This window comes from Actinokineospora alba (genome assembly GCF_004362515.1).
Lineage (GTDB): Bacteria > Actinomycetota > Actinomycetes > Mycobacteriales > Pseudonocardiaceae > Actinokineospora > Actinokineospora alba.
The window spans coordinates 5998546-6020457 of record NZ_SNXU01000001.1 but is presented as its reverse complement, the minus strand read 5'-3'; the positions used below and the strand labels follow the sequence as shown (position 1 = coordinate 6020457).

The 21912-nt window shown below is 70.0% G+C and carries 14 protein-coding genes; 9 read left to right on the top strand and 5 right to left on the bottom strand.

The window, feature by feature from the left end; all coding sequences use genetic code 11:
* Positions 1-43 precede the first annotated feature (43 nt).
* The 5 genes from hrpA to C8E96_RS27460 all read left to right on the top strand — a co-directional run bounded on the left by hrpA (position 44) and on the right by C8E96_RS27460 (position 9710).
* Positions 44-3952: an ATP-dependent RNA helicase HrpA gene (hrpA, locus tag C8E96_RS27480; RefSeq protein WP_091370023.1), complete on the top strand. Its 3909-nt coding sequence runs from the start codon at positions 44-46 to the stop codon at positions 3950-3952.
* Between the two features lie 124 nt (positions 3953-4076).
* Complete coding sequence (locus C8E96_RS27475; RefSeq protein WP_228769655.1) at positions 4077-6149, top strand: CHAT domain-containing protein; 2073 nt, start codon at positions 4077-4079, stop codon at positions 6147-6149.
* Entirely contained in the window at positions 6146-7582 is a 1437-nt protein-coding gene (locus C8E96_RS27470; RefSeq protein WP_228769654.1) for an nSTAND1 domain-containing NTPase, read from the top strand. Before C8E96_RS27475 ends, C8E96_RS27470 begins: the two co-directional genes overlap by 4 nt.
* Positions 7579-8937 (top strand): hypothetical protein, encoded by a 1359-nt coding sequence (locus C8E96_RS27465; RefSeq protein WP_091370021.1) that lies wholly within the window; start codon positions 7579-7581, stop codon positions 8935-8937. Before C8E96_RS27470 ends, C8E96_RS27465 begins: the two co-directional genes overlap by 4 nt.
* On the top strand, positions 8934-9710 hold the full coding sequence (locus C8E96_RS27460; protein WP_091370019.1) for an enoyl-CoA hydratase/isomerase family protein: 777 nt from the start codon (positions 8934-8936) through the stop codon (positions 9708-9710). The genes C8E96_RS27465 and C8E96_RS27460 overlap by 4 nt, the downstream gene beginning before the upstream one ends.
* A gap of 361 nt (positions 9711-10071) precedes the next feature.
* Here C8E96_RS27460 and C8E96_RS27455 read toward each other — a convergent pair whose 3' ends face one another.
* On the bottom strand, positions 10072-10977 hold the full coding sequence (locus C8E96_RS27455) for a sensor histidine kinase (protein ID WP_091370017.1): 906 nt from the start codon (positions 10975-10977) through the stop codon (positions 10072-10074).
* Between the two features lie 255 nt (positions 10978-11232).
* On the opposite strand from C8E96_RS27455, the gene C8E96_RS27450 reads away from it, so the two are divergent.
* Entirely contained in the window at positions 11233-11937 is a 705-nt protein-coding gene (locus tag C8E96_RS27450) for a flavodoxin family protein (protein ID WP_091370014.1), read from the top strand.
* Positions 11938-12003: 66 nt separating this feature from the next.
* On the top strand, positions 12004-12798 hold the full coding sequence (locus tag C8E96_RS27445) for an ion transporter (RefSeq protein ID WP_091370236.1): 795 nt from the start codon (positions 12004-12006) through the stop codon (positions 12796-12798).
* On the opposite strand, the gene C8E96_RS27440 is transcribed toward C8E96_RS27445, so the two are convergent.
* Both C8E96_RS27440 and C8E96_RS27435 read right to left on the bottom strand, forming a co-directional pair.
* On the bottom strand, positions 12792-13049 hold the full coding sequence (locus C8E96_RS27440; protein WP_091370012.1) for a hypothetical protein: 258 nt from the start codon (positions 13047-13049) through the stop codon (positions 12792-12794). The genes C8E96_RS27445 and C8E96_RS27440 overlap by 7 nt on opposite strands.
* Positions 13046-14242, bottom strand: a complete 1197-nt coding sequence (locus tag C8E96_RS27435) for a S8 family peptidase (protein WP_091370010.1) — start codon at positions 14240-14242, stop codon at positions 13046-13048. Before C8E96_RS27435 ends, C8E96_RS27440 begins: the two co-directional genes overlap by 4 nt.
* Before the next feature lie 151 nt (positions 14243-14393).
* Here C8E96_RS27435 and mshC point away from each other — a divergent pair, with 151 nt between their 5' ends.
* A complete protein-coding gene (gene mshC, locus C8E96_RS27430) occupies positions 14394-15632 on the top strand; it encodes a cysteine--1-D-myo-inosityl 2-amino-2-deoxy-alpha-D-glucopyranoside ligase (protein WP_091370008.1) in 1239 nt (412 codons plus the stop codon).
* A gap of 352 nt (positions 15633-15984) precedes the next feature.
* Here mshC and C8E96_RS27425 read toward each other — a convergent pair whose 3' ends face one another.
* Together C8E96_RS27425 and C8E96_RS27420 are read right to left on the bottom strand one after the other, a co-directional pair.
* Positions 15985-17100, bottom strand: coding sequence for an MFS transporter (locus C8E96_RS27425; protein WP_091370234.1), 1116 nt, complete (start codon positions 17098-17100; stop codon positions 15985-15987).
* A 279-nt stretch (positions 17101-17379) separates the two neighbouring features.
* A complete protein-coding gene (locus tag C8E96_RS27420; RefSeq protein ID WP_091370006.1) occupies positions 17380-18282 on the bottom strand; it encodes a PAC2 family protein in 903 nt (300 codons plus the stop codon).
* 73 nt (positions 18283-18355) lie between these two features.
* Here C8E96_RS27420 and metH point away from each other — a divergent pair, with 73 nt between their 5' ends.
* Positions 18356-21901 (top strand): methionine synthase, encoded by a 3546-nt coding sequence (metH, locus tag C8E96_RS27415; protein ID WP_091370004.1) that lies wholly within the window; start codon positions 18356-18358, stop codon positions 21899-21901.
* Positions 21902-21912 lie beyond the last annotated feature (11 nt).

Here is a 21912-nt window from a genome sequence, read left to right as displayed (position 1 = left end):
CCGGGTGAAACCCGCTCGCGGCATTGCCTAGGCTTGTGTCTCGATGACCACCGCCACTTCTCTCTCCGACCTGCGTGAGCGCCTGCCCGAGCTGATGGTGCGCGACCAGCACCGACTGGGGCGCAGGCTCGACGGGCTCCGCGGCATGCGCGACGAGAAGAAGCGCCAGGCGCTGTTGGCCAAGCTCGGCGCGGAGATCGAGACCGCGGCGCAACGGGTGGCGGCGCGGCGGGCTTCGGTGCCGAAGCTGAAATATCCCGAGGAACTGCCGATCAGCCAGCGGCGGGCGGACATCCTCGAAGCGATCCGGGACCACCAGGTCGTGATCGTGGCCGGCGAGACCGGTTCCGGCAAGACGACCCAGTTGCCGAAGATCTGCCTCGAACTCGGCCGCGGCATCACCGGAATGGTCGGCCACACCCAGCCCCGCAGGCTCGCCGCGCGCACCGTGGCCGAGCGGGTCGCCGAGGAGGTGGGGACGCCGCTGGGGGAGAGCATCGGCTGGAAGGTCCGGTTCACCGACCAGGTCGGCGAGCGCACCCTGGTCAAGGTCATGACCGACGGCATCCTGCTCGCCGAGATCCAGAACGACCGCGACCTGACCCAGTACGACACGCTGATCATCGACGAGGCGCACGAGCGCAGCCTCAACATCGACTTCCTGCTGGGCTACCTGTCCCGGCTGCTGCCCAAGCGCCCCGACCTCAAGGTGATCATCACCTCGGCGACGATCGACCCGGAGCGTTTCTCCCGGCACTTCGGCGACGCCCCGATCATCGAGGTCTCCGGCCGCACGTTCCCGGTCGAGGTGCGCTACCGCCCGCTGGTCGACCCCGAGGACCCCGACGCCGACCCGGACCGCGACCAGACCCAGGGCATCCTCGACGCCGTCGACGAGCTGTGCGCCGAGGGGCCGGGCGACATCCTGGTCTTCCTCTCCGGCGAGCGGGAGATCCGCGACACCGCCGACGCGCTGGCCGCGAGGAACCTGCGCAACACCGAGATCCTCCCGCTCTACGCCCGGCTTTCCAGCGCCGAGCAGCACCGGGTGTTCCAGCAGCACTCCAACCGCCGGGTGGTCCTCGCGACCAACGTCGCCGAGACCTCGCTGACCGTGCCGGGCATCAAGTACGTCGTCGACCCCGGCACCGCGCGCATCTCCCGCTACAGCAACCGGCTCAAGGTGCAGCGACTGCCGATCGAGCCGGTGTCGCAGGCCTCGGCGAACCAGCGCAAGGGCCGCTGCGGCCGCACCAGCGACGGCATCTGCGTCCGGCTGTTCAGCGAGGACGACTTCCTCGCCCGCCCCGAGTTCACCGACCCGGAGATCCTGCGCACCAACCTGGCGTCGGTCATCCTGCAGATGAACGCCGCCGACCTCGGCGAGATGGCGGACTTCCCGTTCATCGAGCCGCCGGACAAGCGCCACATCGCCGACGGCGTCAACCTGCTGCACGAACTCGGCGCGATCAATCCGGCGGAGACCGACTCCCGCAAGCGGCTGACCCCGCTGGGCCGCAAGCTCGCCCAGCTCCCGGTCGACCCGCGGCTGGCCCGCATGGTGATCGAGGCGGACAAGGCGGGCTGCGTCAGCGAGGTCATGGTGATCGCCGCCGCCCTGTCCATTCAGGACCCGCGCGAGCGTCCACAGGAGAAGCAGCAGGCCGCGCAGCAGATGCACGCCCGCTTCGCCGACCCGGACTCCGACTTCATGACCTACCTCGCGCTCTGGAACTACCTGCGCGAGCAGCAGAAAGAGGTGTCGGGCAACCGGTTCCGCAGGCTGTGCAAGGCGGAGTTCCTGAACTACCTGCGGGTCCGCGAGTGGCAGGACATCCACAGCCAGCTGCGCCAGGTGGTCCGCCAGCTCGGCATCACCCCGAACGACACCCAAGCCGAACCGCGCAACGTCCACATGGCACTGTTGTCGGGCCTGTTGTCCCACATCGGTTTCCGCGACCCGGCGGCGAAAGATGGCAAGGACTACGTCGGCGCCCGCAACGCCCGGTTCGCGATCTTCCCCGGCTCCACGCTGGCGAAGAAGCCGCCGCGCTGGGTGATGGCCGCCGAGCTGGTCGAGACCTCGCGGCTGTGGGGCCGCATCGCGGCGCGCATAGAGCCGGAGTGGGTCGAGCCGATGGCCGAGCACCTGGTGAAGCGCACCTACAGCGAGCCGCACTGGGAGGCCAAACAGGGCTCCGTGGTCGCCATGGAGCGGGTCACCCTGTTCGGGCTGCCGATCGTGGTGTCCCGCAAAGTCCAATACGGCCGGATCGACCCGGAGATGTCGCGGGACCTGTTCATCCGCAACGCCTTGGTCGAGGGCGACTGGCAGACCCGGCACCACTTCTTCCACGACAACCGCAAGCTGCTCGCCGAGGTCGAGGAACTCGAACACCGGGCCCGCCGCCGCGACATCATGGTCGACGAGGAGACACTGTTCGCCTTCTACGACCAGCGAATCCCGGCCGAGGTCGTCTCCGGTCGGCATTTCGACACCTGGTGGAAGAAGACCCGGCACGAGCAGCCGGACCTGCTGAACTACTCGAAGTCCATGCTGGTCAATGATTCGGCCAAGGGCATCAACGAGCAGGACTTCCCGGACACGCTCCAGCAGCACGGGCTCGCGCTGCCGCTGACCTATCGCTTCGAGCCGGGCCGCAACGACGACGGTGTCACGGCGAAGGTCCCGATCGCGGTCCTCAACCAGCTCCACGGCGACGGTTTCTCCTTGCAGGTCCCCGGTTTGCGCGAGGAGATCGTCACCGCGCTGATCCGGTCGCTGCCCAAGCCGCTGCGCCGCAACTTCGTCCCCGTCCCGGACTTCGCCAAGGCCGTCGTCGCCCGCCTCGGCGCGGAGGAGGAGTCGCTGCCCGAGGCGGTCGGCCGCGAACTGCGCAAGCTGACCGGGGTGGTCATCCCGCGTGACGCCTGGCAGATCGACGCGGTCCCGGCGCACCTGCGGACCACGTTCCAGGTCGTCGACGGCGAGAAGACCCTGGCCACCGGCAAAGACCTGATCGCGCTGAAAGACCAGCTCAAGTCCAAGCTGCGCCAGTCGCTCGCGGCGGCGTCGGTCGACCTGGAGCGGCGCGGCCTGACCGCGTGGACGATCGGGACGCTGCCCAAGGTCCAGCGCACCGAGCAGAACGGCCTGGTCGTCACCGCCTACCCGGCGCTGGTCGACGAGGGCGACACCGTCGCGGTGCGGATGCTCGACACCGAGACCGACCAGCGGCACGCGATGTGGCTGGGCACCCGGCGGCTGGTGCTGCTGGGCGTGCCCTCGCCGGTCAAGCAGGTCGTGCGCACCTTGTCCAACCAGGCGAAACTCGCTCTCTCGCACAACCCGCACGGCGGCGTCCCGGCCCTGCTCGCCGACTGTGTCGACTGCGCCGCCGACCACCTGATCGCCTCCGGCGGCGGCCCGGCCTGGACCGAGGCGGGCTTCGAGAAGCTGCGCGAGCACGTTCGCGTCGGCCTGATCGGCGCCACCCTCGAGGTCCTCGACGGCGCGCGCAAGGTGGTCATGGCGTGGACCGACGTGCGCGCCCGGCTGGACCGCACGTCCGGCCCGATCTTCGTCGAAGCCCTGGCCGATATCCGCGAGCAGCTCGCCGGGCTGATCTACCCGGGCTTCATCACCGCCACCGGGTTGTCCCGGTTGTCCGATGTGGAGCGCTACCTGCGGGGGATCGAACGCAGGCTGGACAAGCTTCCCGAGCGCCCGGACCGTGATACCTCCTGGATGCATCAGGTTCAGGACCTCGAGGACGCCTACCACGAAGCGCTCAACCAGCTCCGTCCCGCGGCCCGCGACTCGGCCAAGGCCCGCGAGGTGCAGTGGATGATCGAGGAACTGCGGGTCAGCTATTTCGCGCAGATGCTGGGCACGGCGGGTCCCATTTCCGACAAGCGCATTCTCAAGGCCGTCCAGCAGCTCATCCCGTAGGCGCTGACCGGCGAAACACACTCGAACGGCCCCTTGTGCGGTTGCGCCGAAAGGGTGAATCTGAAGAGTGCGTATCTGAAGCCTTGGTCCGCGCCTCTCCCAGGTAGGGACGGAGGTGACCGGCGTGGCGGGCGAATATGCCGACCTGGAGTTCGGCCTGGTGTACGACTCGGAGCAGGACGCGTTCGACGTGAGCCTGCGCTACACCGGCGTGGACACAGTGGACTGGCCGGAGCACCCGCCCGACCTGCTGCGGATCGACCTGCCCGCACTGGCCGACCTCGTCGACGACGACGACGCCTACGCCGAGGCGCTGACCCGGATGGTGTTCGGAAACTCCGAGATCGCCCGCTTCTATGAGAAAGCGATGGCCGCCGCCCACACCGCGGCCGTCCACGTCCGGTTGCACGTGGACGGTCCGTCGAGGTTCCACTCGGTCCGCTGGGAGCTGTTGCGCGACCCCGTGTCGAACCACCCGATCGCCACGAACTCGACGGTGCTGTTCTCCAGGTATCTCTCCAGTGCCGACTGGCGCCCGATTCCGGTGCGCAAGGCGAGCGAGCAGGTCGCGCTCGTCGTGGTGGCCGCGCCGAACGACGTGGGGGAGTACGCCCCGGGCGGCCGTGATCTCGCGCCGGTGAACCTCACCGCCGAGCTGGACCGGGCGCGCGACGCGCTGAAGGGATACCGCGCCGAGTTCATCGGCGGGAACGGCACCGCGACCCTGGCCGCGATCACCGCCCGCCTGCGGGACCGCGACGACCCGATCGACGTGCTCTACCTGGTCGCGCACGGCGCACTCACCGAGGACGTGCCACTGCTGTTCCTGGAGGCCGCCGACGGCAAGGCCGACCCGGTGGACGCGCGCAGGCTCGTCGAGTCGTTCCAGCACCTGGAGACCAAGCCGATGCTGGCGGTCCTGATGTCGTGCCGCTCGGCGGGAACCGGGACCGCGTCCGACGACGGCGGCGCCCTGGCCGGGCTGGGGCCGCGGTTGGCGGGCGCCGGGATCGCCGCGGTCATCGCGATGCAGGGTGACGTCACCATGACCACCGCGCAGACCTTCGCGGAGAAGTTCTTCGCCGAGTTCGCCGACGACGGCGTGGTCGACCGGGCCGTCGCCATCGCCCGCGCCGCGGTTCGGGACCGGCCCGACTGGTGGGTGCCGGTGCTGTTCTCCCGGCTGCGATCCGGGCGCACCTACTACCGCACCGAAGTCGGCCGCGAGACGTGGAGTTCGCTGGCGCTGATGATGCGCACCGGCCGGTTCACCCCCGTCCTGGGGCCCGGGTTCGCCGACGGCATCGTCGGGTCGCGGGTGGAGATCGCCCGCCGCTGGGCGCGCCGCTGGCAGATGCCGATCGCGCCGTCCGGGAAGGGCAACTTCGCCCAGGTCGCCCAGTACCTGCGGGTCGGCCGCTCGCCCGGCGAGGTCCGCGCGTTCCTCCTCGACTACCTGATGAGCGACCTTCGGGAGAAGCGCCGACGGGCGGGCGGGCACGAACTGATCGCCGAGGTCCCGCGGCACCTCCTCGAAGGCAGCGACCCCGAGCCGGTGATCCTGGAACTGGGCAGGCTGCTGCGCGAGCGCGACCCGGACGAGCCGTACCGGGCGGCCGCGTCGCTGCCGGTGAAGGTCTACGTCACCACCGGGTGGACCGATCTGCTGCAGCAGGCGCTGCGCGCGAACGAGCAGCCCAAGGACCCGGTCACGCTGTGCTTCCCGTGGAACGACACGGTCGAGCAGGTCGACCCGCACACCCTGGAGCCGCCGACCGTCGCGAAACCCTGGGTGTACCACCTGTTCGGCAGGCTCGACAATCCCGACTCCGTCGTGCTGACCGAGGACGACCACTTCGAGTGGCTCACCGCGTGGATCGAGCAGCGGCCGTCGATCCCGCCCGCGGTGTCGGCGTCGCTGATGAAGAACTCCTTGATGTTCCTGGGATACCGGCTCGACGACTGGGACTTCCGGGTGGTGTTCCAGGGAATCAAGAGCTTCGGCGGCAGCTCCCGGCTGCGCGCCAACACCCACGTCGGCGTGCAGGTGCGCCCGGAGAGCCAGACCATCGAACCCGAGGCCGCCCAGCGGTACCTGGAGTCGTATTTCGGCGAGGACCGGGTCAGCCTGTTCTGGTCGGCCACCAAGGACTTCCTCCGCGAGCTGCGCGCCAACGCCGGGGGCGACGCGCCATGACCGCCGACACGGCGCCGATCGTGCTGCCCGCCGAGAACCCCTACGTCGGGCCGCGCGCGTTCCGCCGCGACGAGCACCTGCCGAACCGCCAGCACGTCGCGCGGGAACTCGCCGACCTGGTTATCGCCGAGCGGGTCGTGCTGCTGCACGCGCCGTCCGGGGCGGGCAAGACGTCGCTGATCCAGGCGGCCGTCGCACGAATGCTGCGTTCCGACGGTTTCATGCCGACTGCCCCGGCGCGCGTCGACAAGCCGGTGCCTGCGCGCGGCAACCGGTACGTGCACAGCATCGGCGTGGACCTGCTCGGCGCCGAGACCCCCGGGCTTGACGACCTCACCGTCGGGGAGATCGTCGAGCGCTTGGAGCCGCCGCTGCTCGACGGCACCGCCCGCGTCCTGGTGATCGACCAGCTCGAGGAGATCCTCACGCTGGACCCGACCGACCGTGATGCCAAAGAGGAGTTCTTCCGCCAACTCGGCGCGGCGCTGGCGGACGGCGCCCTGTTCGCGCTGCTGGCGGTGCGCGAGGACTACCTGGGCGGGTTCGACCGCTACCTGCGGTTCCTGCCGGGCAGGCTGCGGGCAAGGTTCCGTCTCGACTTCCTCGACCACGACGAGGCACTCGCCGCGGTCCGCAGACCGGCCGCCGAACAACGTGTGTCCTTTGTGGAGGGAGCGGCGGAGAAGCTGGTCGACCGGCTCGCCCGGGCCAGGGTCGACCGGCCCGACGGCGCCGACCACTGGTTGCGATCCCCTTATGTGGAGCCATTCCAGCTGCAGGTCGTGTGCCGCACCCTGTGGCGGCTCACCGCCGCGCACGGCGAGAACTTCCACGAGATCGGCACCGGCGATGTCGAGCGTGTCGACATCGACCGGGCGCTGAGCCGCTACTACGGCAGCGCCCTGATGGAGCTGGAGCGCGAGCTGGGGGTCGACCAGCGGGCGGTGCGCGACTGGTTCGAGGACGAGCTGATCACCGCGCGCCGGTTCCGGGCGCAGACGACCGACCCGCCGGTGCCGGGTGAGCTCGGCGTGCGGGTGCTCGACGCGCTGGAGGACGCGTACCTGATCCGGGCGGACACCCGCGCGGGCACGACCTGGTACGAACTGGCCCACGACCGGCTGATCACCGCGGTCATCGACGCCAACCAGGCGTGGCGGCACGCCACCCTCGAACCCTGGCAAGCCGCCGCCTACGACTGGCACCGCAACCAGCGGCAGAGCGCGTTCCTGCTCACCGGCGACGCCCTTCGGCTGGCCCCCAGGCCCGCGGCGACCGGGCTGGCGGAGGTGGAACGGGAGTTCCTGGTCCGCTCCTTCGACGAGGCCGGACTGGCGAGCGCGCGCGGGATCACCAGCAGGCTCGCGCTGCTGGCCGCGGCCGAGGCGGTGGTGATCGTGGTGCTCTTGGTGCTGCTGGTTGTGATGACATGACCGAGCTGCCGGTCAACGGCGTCGACGCGGACACCGGCGGGTATCTGTTCGCGCCCGACACCGTGGAGGACTTGTCGGCCCTGGCGCGCGGCGAGAGCCCCCCGGAGCGGCACGTTCGCGCGCTGCGCAAGCGTGACCAGGCGCGGGAGCCGACGTTCGGCACCCAGTACGGGTTCGACCCGCAGGACCTGGCATCGGTCGGCTGGGCGGTGGTCACCACCCCGGCGAGCCCGGTGCTCGACGCGCTGCGGCCGCTGCTGGACCTGCGCCGCACCCAGGCGGGCCCGCTGTACCGGGAGCTGGTCGTCGAGCCGGGGGAGGACGACGCCGCGTTCCTGCGCCGCTATGGGGCTGGCCCCGGTCCGGCCGAACCCGCGCGGGTGCCGTACTACCTGCTGCTGGCGGGCGACCCGGCCGAGCTGCCGTTCAGCCTGCAGTACCAACTCGACGTCCAGTACGCCGTGGGCAGGCTGCACTTCGACACCCTCGACGACTACGCCCGCTACGCCGAGGCCGTCTTGGCGGCGGAGGGTATGTCGGAGGGCACAGCGCTCGATTCGCCGGGCATCCACCTCTTCGGCGTGCGCAACCCCGACGACCGCGCCACCACGCTGAGCGCGGCCAAGCTGATCGAGCCACTTCGGACCGAACTGACCGGCCACGGGGTCACCGTGGGGGTCGACGTCGCCGAGCAGGCCACCAAGGCCCGGTTGTCCGCCCTGCTCACCGAACCGCACCCCGGCCGCGTCCTGTTCACCGCCTCGCACGGCATCGGCTCGGCGAAGCCGGAGATGCGCGAGATCCAGGGCGCCCTGCTCTGCCAGGACTGGCCGGGACCGATGGCGGCGGCGCCACTGACCGCCGACCAGTACTTCGCGGGCGCCGACGTCACCGGCACGCCGACACCGGACGTGGTGTTCTCCTTCGCCTGCTACGGCGCCGGGACGCCCGCCGCGGCCGACTTCCCCCGCGGCCACGACGCGGGCCGGGCGTTCGTCGCCCGCCTGCCGCAGCGGCTGCTGGCGGCCGGGGTGCTCGGGTTCGTCGGCCACGTCGACCGGGTGTGGAGCTGCTCGTTCCTGTGGAAGGGCGTCGACCCGCAGATCGCCACCATGGCCAGCACCCTGCGCGCCCTGCTGGCCGGGCAGCGCCTCGGGGCGGCGATGGAGTACCTGAACCAGCGCTACGCCGCCATCGCCACCGAGCTGGTCACCCGCCTCGACGCCCTGCGCCGACTCGGTCGCAAGATCGACGACGAGACCCTGGCCGCGCTCTGGACGGCCAACAACGACGCGCGGAATTACATTGTTCTCGGAGACCCGGCGGTCCGGCTGGGTGCCGGGAAGGGGCCATGATCACCGTCGAAGCGCACGGCGACCTAGCTGTCCTGCGGATCGACCACGGCAAGGTCAACGCACTCGACCTCGAACTGTGCGAGGCCATCAGCCGTACCGTCAGCAGCCTGGTGGCCGACGGCCTGATCATCACCGGCGCGGGCCAGGCCTTCAGCGCGGGCGTAGACCTCCGCCGCGTCGTGGAGGGCGGGGCGAACTACGTCGCCGATTTCCTGCCCGCTCTCAGCAAGGCGTTCCTGGCCGTCTTCGACTGCCCACGACCGGTCATCGCCGCCGTCGGCGGGGCAGCGATCGCCGGCGGCTGCGTCATCGCCGCCGCAGCGGACTACCGCATCATGTCCGCCGGGCGGATCGGGCTCACGGAACTGCTGGTCGGCGTCCCGTTCCCGGTGGCGGCTTTGGAAATAATCCGCCACGCAGTCGGCCACCACGCCCAGCGGTTGATCAACACAGGCGCGGTGCTGGACGCCGAGGCCGCGAGGTCGGTGGGATTGGTCGATGAGGTGGTGGGACCCGACGATCTCCTCGACCGAGCCCTGACTCGCGCTACCGCGTTGTCCCGAATCCCGCCGGCGGCATTCGCCCTGACGAAGCGCCAGCTCCACCGCCCAGCCCGCACCCGGATCGAGGCGGCCAGGGGAGTGGACGACCCGAAGGTGACGGCGCTGTGGCAGTCACCCAAGGCCCTTTCCAACATCGCCGACTACCTGGAAACACTGCGCCAGTCCCGAGTCCAACACTCAGGCGGCCGCTGGATCCGCCGCGCCGATTGACCCGACAAACGCGCCATTGACCCGAGAAACGCCCCGATTGATCGCAGGCTGACTGATGGCAGACTGACTGATCGCAGGCCCGGTTGATCGCAGGCTGACCGATCGCAGGCCCGTTGATCGCAGACTGACTGATCGATTTGATCTGCCTAACCCACCCCTATCGCAACGGGCCAATCCCAACGGCCTGTTTGGGTGGTTCGCCTTGATTTGGGGTGAAATGGGCCTAAACTTTCGCGGCGCGGGGCAGTTTCCCTATCCTGCCCGCTTTACCCGCGCAGGCCCATTTCCGGGGTCCCCAAATCAAGGCGAACCACCCAAACAGGCGTCACAGTCGAAGCAAAGCCAGCAACGCCCGGAGACTTCAGGGCTTAGCCATGTGCAACCGCACAACAGTCCCCACAGCAGTAGACCGAATCCGCACCAGATCGCACAGCTGATTAGCCAGCCACACCCCACGCCCACCAGGAACCGAAGGCCTCGGCACGATCCGCCCCACCAACGGATCGGTGATCTGCCCCCCGTCACTGACCTCGCACACCACCGCGTCCTCTTCGTCCCACACCCGCAGCGTCCCGCGTTCGCCGCCATGGCAGATGCTGTTCGTGACGATCTCGTTGGTCGCCAGCGTCAGGTCCAATGCCCGGGCCCGCGGCAGCCCGAAGCCGCTGGCCCGAATGGTGACCAGGTCGCGCAGTTCCGGAAGGTCGTCGAGGTTGAAGTGGGCGACATCCGAGACCGTTTCGGGAGCGGGGAGGTCGCCCGCGAACTCGATGTCGGCCAGTTTCGGGTCGAACCGGTCGCTCTGCCTGCGATCGTCGCCCTCGACAAGAATCGGGTGGCTGTGTTCGGCGTCGGCCAGGAACTCGGGGTCCGTGGGGCACAGGAGGCGCAGGTCGGTGTCCTCGAAGGCCACGTTGACCAATGCCTCGTGCAGCAGGGTCTCGGCGGTCTCCTCCTCGCTGCGGCCCGGCCAGGTGTGCTCGGTGACCGCCCGTGCGGGCCGGTCGCCCGCGTCGGCGATCAGGGAGCGCAGGGTCGGGATGATGCGGGCCGGGTTGCGGCCGACCTCGGTCATGTCGAGGAACCGCACGCGGTCGGCGTCGTCGCCCAGGGCGTCCCGGAGGCCGTCGATGGCGGCGGGGCGGACCAGTGCGAACACCGCCTCCCCCGCGGCGAGGCCCGCGCGCAGGAAGGCGCTCGTCCCCTCGAGGTAGCCGGCCTCATCGCGGTACACGAGAGCCTCGTGTGCGAAACCGGGTGCGCTCATGCCGCCACCTCACAGGTTCGGTGGCTCCACTCGCGTGGGCACTGTGACATTGATTCGCTCGCAAGCTCGCTCACGCGGTTGTCACGTCCTCCGGGCCGGTCCATGCGGGCGTCGTCCTGTCTCCCAGGACGCGACGGGCGCACGTGAGTTGCCCGTCCCGCCAGGCATTGCGAAGAGTACTCGCGGGAGGCTCGAGCGGCGAGGCATGGCCGGGGGCGCGACACTGGGGCGTCGACGTGAAAGGGAGAGACGCCGGTGACGGACTTCGACGGCCTGCGCGCGCTGTTCATCAACTGCACCCTCAAGCGCTCTCCCGAGCAGAGCCACACCCAAGGGCTCGTCGACGCCAGCGCCGGGATCATGTCCACCAACGGGGTGTCGGTCGACCAGTTCCGGGCGGTCGACCACGACATCGCCACCGGGGTCTACCCGGACATGACCGAGCACGGCTGGGCCACCGACGAGTGGCCCGCGCTCACCGAGCGGGTGATGGCCGCCGACATCCTGGTCATCGCCGGACCGATCTGGCTCGGCGACAACAGCTCGGTCACCAAACGGGTGATCGAACGCCTCTACGCCCTGTCCGGCGTCCTCAACGACGTCGGCCAGTACGCCTACTACGGCCGGGTCGCGGGCTGCCTGATCACCGGCAACGAGGACGGCATCAAGCACTGCGCGCAGAACATCCTCTACAGCCTGCAGCACATCGGCTACGCCATCCCGCCGCAGGCCGACGCGGGCTGGATCGGTGAAGCGGGCCCCGGACCCTCCTATTTGGACAAGGGCTCGGGCGGCCCGGAGAACGACTTCACCAACCGCAACACCACCTTCATGACGTGGAACCTCATGCACCTGGCCCGCATGCTGCGCGACGCAGGCGGCTTCCCCGCTCAGGGCAACCAGCGCACCAAGTGGGACGCGGGCGCCCGCTTCGACTTCCACAACCCCGAATACCGCTAGGACTTCCCGGCCCGGTTCAGGAGGGGCGAGTGGTCAGCGCGCGCCCACCGTGACATGTTTGTGGTCATGGTCATCTCACTGGCGGGTTCGCCGAAGAAGCATCGGGTCAGTCTGGACGACTGGCTGATGCTGCTGCTGGCGCTGTTCGCCGTCGGCCTGCTGACCTACCGGACGTTCTGGAAGCCCGCACCCGACGTCGCCACCCTCATCACCCGGATCGACTGGGCGCTCTGCGGGGTGTTCGCCGTGGAGTTCCTCTGGCGCTGGCGGACGGCGGGCTTCACCCGGCGGTTCCTGTGGCACAACTGGTACGACGTGGTCGGCATGATCCCGGTGTCGCACCTCGCGTTCCGCGCGTTCCGGCTGCTGCGGGTGTGGCGGATCGCGGTGATCATGACCCGGCTGCACATGCCCGTGGACCGCTCGGTCAGCGAGGAACTCGCCCACCGGGCCATGGGGCGCTTCGGCGGCCTGCTCATCGACGTGGTCAAGAAACCGCTCACCGTCGCCGTGCTCGAAGAGGTCGTCTCCGTCCTGCGCACCGGCCACTATGCCCGCAACGTCGCGGGCGCGCTGGAGGAGAACCGGGTGGAGATCCGGGAGATGGTGCTGGAGAAGCTCAAACACGACCGGCAGGTGGGCAGGCTGCGGGTGCTGCCGTTCCACGACGAGATCGTCGGCGCGGTCACCGACGCGACCCTGCGGGTGGTCCTGGAGATGCTCGCCGACCCGCGCACCGACGAGCTGATCTCGGACATGCTGCGCGAGAACATCGAGCAGATCCGCCAGGCCGTCCGCGAGGGCGCCCACAAGGACCTGCCCGAGTTCGCCCCCGCGGACGCCCCGAAACGCGCCTACTGAATGTCGTCGTCCGGGTCCGGGATCTGGAACGCGGCGACCTGCGGCTCCACGAAGTCCACCCCGGTCACGTCCTGCACCGCGTCCAGCGCGTCGAGCGGCACCGAGCCGGTGATGGTGCCCACCGGCTCGATGATCTGCTCGACGTCCATCCCGGCCCGGCGGAGTTCGGCCACGACCTCGTCGACCCGGGACAGCCCGGCGTCGTCCAGGGTCACCATCACCCGCTCGAGCGGTTCGTCGACATCGTTCATGGCGCCTGCACCAGCCCCGCTCCCACGTCGGTGGACGGCAGCGGCAGCCGCCGTGCGATCTGGCTCAGTCTCGCCCACAACTCCCACGCCCGCGCGCCGGTCGCCTGGGCGATGAGCGCCGCCACGCCCGCGACGTGCGGGGTGGCCATGCTCGTGCCGCTGATCCTGTTGTGTCCCAGGGGAGCGGGCCACGACGAGTACACGTCCACGCCCGGCCCGACGATGTCGACCTGGCCGATCTCGTCGACCGTGCCGCACGAGAACCACGCCATCGCCATGTTCACGTCCACCGCGCCGACCGCCATGATCGACGGGCAGTTCGCCGGGTGGCCGACCGGGTTGATCCGGCCGTTCTGCCGCCGTGACTCGTTGCCCGCGGCCGCGATGATCAGCGTCCCCTGCGCCATCGCGCGGTTGGCTGCACTCTCATAGGTGCGGGAGTACGGGTCGCCGGGGCGGGTGGCGGCGCCCAGGGACATCGACACGATCGGGCAGCCGTTGGTGATCGCCCACGCGATGCCGGCGAGGATGCCGCCGTCGGTGCCGGACCCGCGGTTGCTCAGCACCTTGCCCGCGAAGATCTCCGACTTGTAGGCCATGCCGTAGCCGGGACCCTCCGCCGGGTCGCGCGGACCGCACGCGGTGCCGATGCAGTGTGTGCCGTGGCCGTGGCCGTCCTGCACGTCCTCGCCCTGGATGAACGAGCTGGTCGTGACCGAGCGCCCGGCGAAGTCGGCGTGGTTGACGTCGAAGCCGGTGTCGAGCACGGCCACCCGGATGCCCTCGCCGGTCGCCTGGCTCAGCTGCGCGCGTACCGCCTGCATGCCCCAGGTGAACTGGCTCTCGTCGACCGCGAGCGGCTCCTCGGCGGGCAGGGCGCTGATCGCGTAGACCCGCCGCTCCGGCTCGACCAGCGACAGCGGGCCCGGCTCGTGCGCCGCGCGGTCCAGCGCGGCCAGTTGGTCGGGATCGGCGTTGACGATGGCGATGCCGAGTTCGCGCAGCACCAGCCCCTCGGTGCCTTGGAAGTCGACTTCCGCGTCCTCGGTGTCGGCGTTGCTGGCGGCGCGGATTCCCGCCACGTCGCCCATCTGGCGTGTGCCCGCGTCGACCGCCTCGACGGCGTGGTCCTCCATCAGCACCAGATAGCGTCCGGTTGTCCCGCCTTGTGGTGTGTCCTGCGGCTCCGTCATGGTCCCGGCCCCTCTCCCAGCGTGCTCCCACCTGCTTATGTGATCGGCCCACCACCAGGGTATGTAACGGAGGTCACACAATTGACTGCGCAGGCCGTCCACACACTGAATTCACCCGGTCGCCGAAGTCGGTGCGATTAATGTCGGAGTCATGCAGACCTGGCAATCCCATCCGGTGCCGCGGGTGCCCGGCACGCCGCGCCCGCTTCGGCTCCACGACACCAGCGCGGGCGAGATCCGCCTGACCACCCCGGGGCCCACCGCGACCATGTACGTCTGCGGGATCACCCCGTACGACGCCACGCACCTCGGGCACGCGGCGACCTACCTCGCGTTCGACCTGGTCCACCGCGTGTGGCTGGACAACGGCCATCAGGTGCACTACGTCCAGAACGTCACCGACATCGACGACCCGCTGCTGGAGCGCGCCGAGCGCGACCAGGACGACTGGGTCGTGCTGGGGATGCGGGAGACGGCGCTGTTCCGCGAGGACATGACCGCGCTGCGGGTGCTGCCGCCGCGCGAGTACATCGGGGCCGTCGAAGCGATCCCGGAGGTCGTCGAGGCCGTGGCGAAGCTCCTGGCCAACGGCGCGGCCTACCACGCCGACGACCCGGAGTTCCCGGACATCTACTTCGACCACCAGGCAAGCGGCCAGTTCGGCGCCGAGTCCCGCTACGACGAGCAGACCATGGCGAAGTACTTCGCCGAGCGCGGCGGAGACCCGGACCGCAAGGGCAAGCGCCACCCCCTCGACGCCCTCCTGTGGCGCGTCGCCCGGCCCGGCGAGCCGAGCTGGGACAGCGAACTGGGCCCGGGCAGGCCCGGCTGGCACATCGAGTGCAGCGCCATCGCCCTCAACCGCCTGGGCATGGGCTTCGACCTGCAGGGCGGCGGGTCGGACCTGATCTTCCCCCACCACGAGTTCAGCGCCGCCCACGCGGAGGCCCTGACCGGCAGGAACCCCTTCGCCCAGCACTACGCCCACGCCGCGATGATCGGCCTGGACGGCGAAAAAATGTCCAAGTCCCGCGGCAACCTGGTGTTCGTCTCAAGACTGCGCGCCGACAACGTCGACATCATGGCGGTGCGACTGGGCCTGCTGTCCGGCCACTACCGCGAAGACCGCACCTGGACCCAGAACGTCCTCGACGAGGCCGTCACGCGGATGGCCCGCTGGCGGGAAGCGGTCAACGCGGCCAAGGGCGTCGACGCCGCACCCCTGATCGCCGAAATCCGCGAACACCTGTCCAACGACCTGGACACCCCCGCCGCGATCGCCGCGATCGACGCGTGGGCGGAGCAGACCAGGCTGGGCGAGGGCACGGAGGACAACGCCCCCGCCGAGGCGAAGGCCGCGATCGACGCCCTATTGGGGATCGAACTGTAATTTGGCTCGGTCGCTGTGTCATGGCGCCTGGTGGCGCGGCTCGGTCGCTTTGATGGTGACGTTTCGGGGTCCCGCACGAACACTGCCAACTTCGATGGCGTGTTCGTGCGAAACCCCCGAAACGTCACCGCGACCTCGCGGCCGAACGGGCACCCAGCGACAAGATCGTGCTTAGGGCTTAGCCCCAAGTCATGTGAAGGGCCCGCTCAAAGTTCACATACCCAGCCCGCTCAAACGCCCGAGCCATAGGCACATTCCCCACATCAGTAGCCGCCCGAATCGGCGAGGGGGCGGAAGGTCAGGTCGTACGAGATCAACAATCCCCCAAAAGAGGGGTTTCGGTGCGGCGAGCCTAACGGCGGCGGCGCATCGCGGGCGGCACCACCAGCACCAGCAGCGCGGCCGGGATGACGAAGCCCGCCACCGGGTCGGCCTGGTAGATCGGGGTGAACGCGGGCGGTGCCGCGGCGCCGCCGAAGAAGCGGAACGCCAGCACGACCGACAGCGCGCCCGCCCGGTTCGGCCCCGGGTCGGACAAGATCAGCGTGTTGAGTCCCACCTGGACGAACTGGGTCGTCATCCCGGCCAGCGCCCACACCGCCGCCATCGCGGGGATCCACGGCAGGACCCCGACCAGGACCACCGGCACCGCGCCCGCCACCGCCCCGAGCACAACCGCCCGCCGTGGCCCCAGCCGGTCGATCGACCGCCCCACCGCGTGGGCGCTGAGCAGCCCGAACACGCCGAACCCGGTCAACAGCGCCCCACGCTGCGCCGCGCCCAACCCGAACTCGTCGACCGCCCGCAGCGCCACCATGAACGCCATCCCGCCCAGGCACGCCCACCCGACCAGCGCGACCGCGGCGGGCCGCAGCACGTCCGCCCGCCACACCGACCGCAACCGGTGCGACTCCCCGGACGGCGCCCGCAGCGACGACGGCAGCCCCACCACCGCCAGTACCGCCGCCGTGGCCCCGACGGCGACGAACGCCCACGCCCAGTCCACTTCGGCCGCGAGCCCGCCGAGCAGCGGCGCGCTCGTCGTGCCCGCCGCCTGCAGCGCCCCGAACAGCCCGAGCGCCCGCCCCAGCCGCTCCCGGGGCGTGACCGCGCCGATGGCGGCGAGCAACAGGGGAGTGGTGAACGCGTTGGCGCCGCCCTGCACGGCCCGCGCCACCAGGAAGACCTCGAACGACCCGGCGACCACACAGCCCACGGAAGCAACCACATAAACGAGGTAGGCGACCCGCACACTGCGCCCGGCGCCCCACCTCGCGCCCAGCGTCCCGGAGAACAGCATCAGCGCCGCGAACGGGACGAGGTAGGCGGTGAGGGAGAGGGAGGCGGTGTGGTCGGCCACCCCGAACTCGGCCCCGAGCTCGGGAAACATCGAAGTGGGCACCGCCCCCGCGAACGGCCCGAGAAATCCACCCGCGTAGAGCGCCGCCGCCCGAACCCGCCCGGTCACCACGGGCCGCCGGAGTCTCGGACGTGGGCGCTCACGCGACCCCGCCCGGTCATGAGGGGGCCGCCAGCGTGTTCGGCGCGGGCATTTCGGTGATCCCGCACCGCTTCCCACAGCCGCCACGACGCGCCCCAGTCGGCCCGTTTTGTCCGATATGGAGCCACAAATCCGCCCGAAGTCGGCTGCTTTGCGACCAATCGATGAGCCGCGCAGCCCAGGTCGAAAGCTTCGCGCCGGGTGGGCGGGCCGGTCGTGGCCCGCCGTCACCCGACTCGTCGTCGGTCACACCCCAGTCGGCCCAGGCCCCGAGGTGCCCCGACCCGAACCGCCTGGCCTGCGCCTGCGCAGGTAGCGCTCGAACTCGGCGGCGATCGCGTCGCCGCTGGTCTCGTTGAGGGTGTTCTCGGCGTCGCCGCGTTCCTCCAGGGCCCGGACGTAGTTGCGGACGTCCTCGTCCTCCTCCGCCATCTCACTGACGGTCCGCTGCCACTCCTCGGCCTGCTCCGGCAGCGTGCCCAGCGGCACCTCCACGTCGAGGACCTCCTCGACCCGGTGCAGCAGCGCCAGCGTGGCCTTGGGCGACGGCGGCTGCGACACGTAGTGCGGGACGGCCGCCCAAATGGAGATCGCGGGCACCCCCACCTGCACACACGCGTCCTGCAGCACCCCGACGATGCCGGTCGGCCCCTCGTAGCGGGACCGTTCGAGACCGAACTGGGCGGCCGAGTTGGCGTCGTAGGCGGTGCCGGTCACGGGGACGGGCCGGGTGTGCGGGGTGTCGGCGAGGAGCGCCCCGAGGGTCACCACGGTGCTCACCTTGAGATCGTCGACGTGCTGGAGCAACTCGGCGCAGAACTTGCGCCAGCGCATGTTCGGCTCGATGCCGTGCACGAGCACCACGTCCCGGTTGGACCCCGGCGGACGACACACGTACAGGCGTGTTGTCGGCCATTCCACCCGACGAGTGACCCCTTCCACCATGCGGACTGTGGGTCTCGTCACCTGGAAATCGTAGTAGTCGTCCGGGTCGATCTCGAGCAGCGGCGTGGCGTCCCAAGTGAGCTGCAAATGCTCGATTGCCGTGCTCGCGGCGTCTCCCGCGTCATTCCAGCCCTCGAACGCCGCCACCATTACGGGGTCGACGAGGTCCTGCGGCTCGACCTTGGGCTCTGCGTCGGCAGTCATGTGCGGGTCCGGATCTGTCACTGCGCAAGCCTACGACCCTGTGCGGGTGGACGGAGATCGTAGGCTGGTCGACATGCCGGATAGCGTCGTGTCGCCCTTCATCGCAGCTCTCAACGACCGTGTCCTCGTCGCGGACGGGGCCATGGGCACCATGCTGCAAGGTGTCGACCTCACACTTGATGACTTCGCGGGTCTCGAGGGCTGCAACGAGATCTTGAACATCACTCGCCCCGACGTCGTGCGCCAGGTCCACCGCGAGTACTTCGAGGCCGGATCCGACGCCGTCGAGACGAACACGTTCGGGGCGAATCTCGCGAACCTCGCCGAGTACGACATCCCGGAGCGGATCTTCGAGCTCTCGGAGTCCGGCGCCCGCCTGGCCCGCGAGGTCGCCGACGAGTTCAGCACCGCCGAGCACCCGCGGTTCGTCCTGGGCTCGGTCGGCCCGGGCACCAAGCTCCCCACGCTGGGCCACGCTCCCTATGCGACCCTGCGCGACGCGTATCAGGAACAGGTGCGCGGCATGCTGGTCGGCGGGATCGACGCCGTCATCGTGGAGACCTCGCAGGACCTGCTGCAGACCAAGGCATCGATCATCGGCGCCAAGCGCGCCATGGCCGCCGAGGGCCGGATCGTCCCGATCATCACCCAGGTCACCGTCGAGACCACCGGCACCATGCTGCTCGGCACGGAGATCGGCGCCGCGCTGACCGCGCTGGAGCCGCTGGGCATCGACCTGATCGGCCTCAACTGCGCCACCGGCCCTGCCGAGATGAGCGAGCACCTCAGGACGCTGTCGAAGCACGCCCGCATCCCGCTCTCGGTGATGCCGAACGCAGGCCTGCCCGAGCTCGGCCCGAACGGCGCGGTGTACCCGCTCAAGCCCGACGAGCTCGCGGTGGCGCTGAGCGCGTTCGTCACCGACTTCGGCACCCGGCTCGTCGGCGGCTGTTGCGGCACCACCGGCGAGCACATCCGCCAGGTCGTCGACGCCGTGCGCGAGCTGACCCCGGCCCCCCGCAAGCCGCGCCCCGAGCCGGGCGTGTCGTCGCTCTACCAGGCGGTGCCGTTCCAGCAGGACGCGTCCGTGCTGGTCATCGGCGAGCGGACCAACGCCAACGGCTCCAAGGCGTTCCGCGAGGCCATGCTCAACAGCAAGTTCGACGACTGCATCGAGATCGCCCGCGCCCAGACCCGCGACGGCGCCCACATGCTCGACCTGTGCGTCGACTACGTCGGCCGCGACGGCGCCGTCGACATGGCCGAGCTGGCGGGCAGGCTGGCCACCGCGTCGACGCTGCCGATCATGCTCGACTCCACCGAGCCCGAGGTCATCCGCGCCGGCCTGGAGCGCCTGGGCGGCCGCTGCGCGGTCAACTCGGTCAACTTCGAGGACGGCGACGGCCCCACGTCGCGCTACCACCGGATGATGGAGCTGGTCCGCGAGCACGGCGCCGCCGTCGTCGTCATGTGCATCGACGAGGAGGGCCAGGCCCGCACCGCGGTCGACAAGGTCCGCATCGCCGCGCGCACGATCGACGCCCTGGTCGGCGACTGGGGCATGCGCGTCGGCGACATCATCGTGGACTGCCTGACCTTCCCGATCACCACCGGTCAGGAAGAGGTCCGCAAGGACGCCATCGAGACCATCGAGGCGATCCGGCAGCTCAAGCAGCGCTACCCGGAGGTCAAGACGACCCTGGGCGTGTCGAACGTGTCCTTCGGGCTCAACGCGGCCGCCCGCCAGGTCCTCAACAGCGTGTTCCTGCACGAATGCGTCCAGGCGGGCCTGGACACCGCGATCGTGCACGCCTCGAAGATCGTCCCGATGGCCCGCATCCCGGACGAGCGCCGGGCCGTGGCGCTGGACTTGGTCTATGACCGCCGCCGCGAGGGCTACGACCCGCTGCAGAAGCTGATGGAGCTGTTCGAGGGCGCCACCGTGGCCTCCTCCAAGGCCACCCGCGCCCAGGAACTCGCGGCGCTGCCGCTGTTCGACCGGCTGGAGCGGCGCATCGTCGACGGCGAGCGCAAGGGCCTCGGCGCCGACCTGGACGAGGCGCTCAAGGAGCGTCCCGCCCTGCAGATCATCAACGACACGCTGCTCGCCGGGATGAAGACCGTCGGCGAGCTGTTCGGGTCCGGGCAGATGCAGCTGCCGTTCGTGCTGCAGTCCGCCGAGGTCATGAAGGCGGCTGTCGCGCACCTCGAGCCGCACATGGAGAAGTCCGACGACGACGGCAAGGGCCGCATCGTGCTCGCCACGGTCAAGGGCGACGTGCACGACATCGGCAAGAACCTCGTCGACATCATCTTGTCCAACAACGGCTACGACGTGGTGAACCTGGGCATCAAGCAGCCCATCACGACCATCCTCGACGCCGCCGAGGAACACCGGGCCGACGTCATCGGCATGTCCGGCCTGCTCGTCAAGTCCACGGTGATCATGAAGGAGAACCTGGAGGAGATGAACTCCCGCAACGTCGCCGCCAAGTGGCCGGTGATGCTCGGCGGGGCGGCGCTGACCCGCGCCTACGTGGAGAACGACCTCACCGACATGTACCTCGGCGACGTCCGCTACGCGCGGGACGCCTTCGAGGGCCTGCGGCTGATGGACGCGATCATGGCCGCGAAGCGCGGCGAGTCGCCGCTGGTCGACGAGGACATGAAGGCCAAGGCCGCCGAACGCCGGGCCCGCCGGGAGCGTTCGCTGCGCATCGCCGAGGCGCGCAAGGCGAAAGAGGCGGCTGAAGAGGTCGAGCAGCCCGCGCGGTCCGATGTGTCCACCGACGTCCCCGTGCCGAACCCGCCGTTCTGGGGCAACCGGATCATCAAGGGCGTCCCGGTCGCGGACTACTCGGCGATGCTCGACGAGCGCGCCACCTTCATGGGCCAGTGGGGCCTCAAGGGCGTGCGCGGCGGTGCCGGACCGTCCTATGAGGAGCTGGTCGAGACCGAGGGTCGCCCGCGGCTGCGCTACTGGCTCGACCGGCTCGCCACGGAGGGCGTCCTGGCGCACGCGGCCGTGGTCTACGGGTACTTCCCGTGCGTGTCCGAAGGCGACGACCTGGTGATCCTCACCGAGCCGACCGTCGACGCGCCGGAGCGCACCCGGTTCACCTTCCCGCGCCAGCCCAAGGAACGCAGGCTCTGCCTGGCCGACTTCTTCCGCCCGCGCGAGTCCGGTGTGGTCGACGTCGTCGGGTTCAGCCTGGTGACGATGGGCCAGCCCATCGCGGACTTCGCCAACGAGCTGTTCACGGCGAACGCCTACCGGGACTACCTCGAGGTCCACGGCCTCGGTGTGCAGCTCGCGGAGGCGCTCGCGGAGTACTGGCACCGGCGCATCCGCGAGGAGCTGACGTTCGCGGGCGGCAAGGCGGTGGCCGACGAGGACCCGGCCGACATCATCGACTACTTCTCGCTGGGCTACCGGGGTGCGCGGTTCTCCCTGGGCTACGGCGCGTGCCCGAACCTGGAGGACCGCGCGAAGATCGTCGACCTGCTCGACCCGGAGCGGATCGGCGTCAAGCTGTCGGAGGAGTTCCAGCTCCACCCGGAACAGTCGACCGACGCGATCGTGCTGCACCACCCGGAAGCCAAGTACTTCAACACGTGACAGGGGATCTC